Source organism: Mesorhizobium sp. M7A.F.Ca.MR.362.00.0.0 (assembly GCF_004023175.1).
Classification (GTDB): Bacteria; Pseudomonadota; Alphaproteobacteria; order Rhizobiales; family Rhizobiaceae; genus Mesorhizobium.
Window position 1 is genome coordinate 1 of record NZ_RZTF01000618.1, and the last position, 2372, is coordinate 2372.

A 2372-nucleotide genomic window follows, 5' to 3' on the forward strand; every position below is an offset into this window, starting at 1 on the left:
GGAATTTCGCTACCTTAGGACCGTTATAGTTACGGCCGCCGTTTACTGGGGCTTCAATTCAGAGCTTCGCGCGAACGCTAACCCCTCCTCTTAACCTTCCAGCACCGGGCAGGTGTCAGCCCCTATACTTCGCCTTACGGCTTCGCAGAGACCTGTGTTTTTGCTAAACAGTCGCCTGGGCCTATTCACTGCGGCTCTCTCGGGCTTGCACCCAAAAGAGCACCCCTTCTCCCGAAGTTACGGGGTCATTTTGCCGAGTTCCTTAACGAGAGTTCTCTCGCTCACCTTAGGATTCTCTCCTCGCCTACCTGTGTCGGTTTGCGGTACGGGCACCTTGAATCTCGCTAGAGGCTTTTCTTGGCAGTGTGGAATCAGGAACTTCGGTACTATATTTCCCTCGCCGTCACAGCTCCGCCTTCACGGTAATGGGATTTGCCTCATTACCAGCCTAACTGCTTGGACGTGCTAATCCAACAGCACGCTTACCCTATCCTCCTGCGTCCCCCCATCGCTCAAACGATTCATAAGGTGGTACAGGAATATCAACCTGTTGTCCATCGCCTACGCTCTTCAGCCTCGGCTTAGGTCCCGACTAACCCTGAGTGGACGAGCCTTCCTCAGGAAACCTTAGGCATTCGGTGGATGAGATTCTCACTCATCTTTCGCTACTCATACCGGCATTCTCACTTCTAAGCGCTCCACCAGTCCTTACGGTCTAGCTTCAACGCCCTTAGAACGCTCTCCTACCACTGACATCACTAGATGTCAATCCACAGCTTCGGTGATACGTTTAGCCCCGGTACATTTTCGGCGCAGAGTCACTCGACCAGTGAGCTATTACGCACTCTTTAAATGGTGGCTGCTTCTAAGCCAACATCCTGGTTGTCTAAGCAACTCCACATCCTTTTCCACTTAACGTATACTTTGGGACCTTAGCTGGTGGTCTGGGCTGTTTCCCTCTTGACTACGGATCTTATCACTCGCAGTCTGACTCCCAAGGATAAGTATTTGGCATTCGGAGTTTGTCTGAATTCGGTAACCCGATGGGGGCCCCTAGTCCAAACAGTGCTCTACCTCCAATACTCTTACCTTGAGGCTAGCCCTAAAGCTATTTCGGAGAGAACCAGCTATCTCCAAGTTCGATTGGAATTTCTCCGCTACCCACACCTCATCCCCGCACTTTTCAACGTGCGTGGGTTCGGGCCTCCATCCAGTGTTACCTGGACTTCACCCTGGACATGGGTAGATCACCTGGTTTCGGGTCTACGACCACATACTATTACGCCCTATTCAGACTCGCTTTCGCTGCGGCTCCGTCTCTTCAACTTAACCTCGCATGTAATCGTAACTCGCCGGTTCATTCTACAAAAGGCACGCTATCACCCATTAATGGGCTCTAACTACTTGTAGGCACACGGTTTCAGGATCTATTTCACTCCCCTTCCGGGGTGCTTTTCACCTTTCCCTCACGGTACTGGTTCACTATCGGTCACTAGGGAGTATTTAGCCTTGGGAGATGGTCCTCCCTGCTTCCGACGGGATTTCACGTGTCCCGCCGTACTCAGGATCCACTCAGGAGGGAACGAAGTTTCGACTACAGGGTTTTTACCTTCTATGACTGGCCTTTCCAGACCTATTCATCTACCCCGTTCCTTTGTAACTCCATGTAGAGTGTCCTACAACCCCAAGAGGCAAGCCTCTTGGTTTGGGCTAATCCCGTTTCGCTCGCCGCTACTCAGGGAATCGCGTTTGCTTTCTCTTCCTCCGGGTACTTAGATGTTTCAGTTCCCCGGGTCTGCCTTCTGTTACTCTATGTATTCAAGTAACGATACTATCCCATTACGGATAGTGGGTTCCCCCATTCGGAAATCTCCGGATCAAAGCTTACTTACAGCTCCCCGAAGCATATCGGTGTTAGTACCGTCCTTCATCGGCTCCTAGTGCCAAGGCATCCACCGTGCGCCCTTTCTAACTTAACTTTTTCGGCTAAAGATGTTACTCTTTACCCTGAAATTCTTCTATTAAATAGAGAATCTAAGATGGCGATTACTCGGTTTCTTTCTTGGTTCTTACTATTCATAATCTAGTTTTCAAGGAACAATCTTTCTTTTGAGGAATTGCTCCCTCAAAACTGAACAACAAAATCATCAACAATCTGTGAATGGAACGAATTCCATTTTTCCTTAGAAAGGAGGTGATCCAGCCGCACCTTCCGATACGGCTACCTTGTTACGACTTCACCCCAATCATCTATCCCACCTTAGGCGGCTGGCTCCTAAAAGGTTACCCCACCGACTTCGGGTGTTACAAACTCTCGTGGTGTGACGGGCGGTGTGTACAAGGCCCGGGAACGTATTCACCGCGGCATGCTG

At 50.3% G+C, this 2372-nt stretch carries 2 rRNA genes; both read right to left on the minus strand.

Going from position 1 to position 2372, the window contains the following annotated elements:
- Positions 1–1979, minus strand: a 23S ribosomal RNA gene (locus EOC06_RS36035); the annotation flags it as partial.
- A 208-nt stretch (positions 1980–2187) separates the two neighbouring features.
- Positions 2188–2372: ribosomal RNA gene (locus EOC06_RS36040) — 16S ribosomal RNA — on the minus strand; the annotation flags it as partial.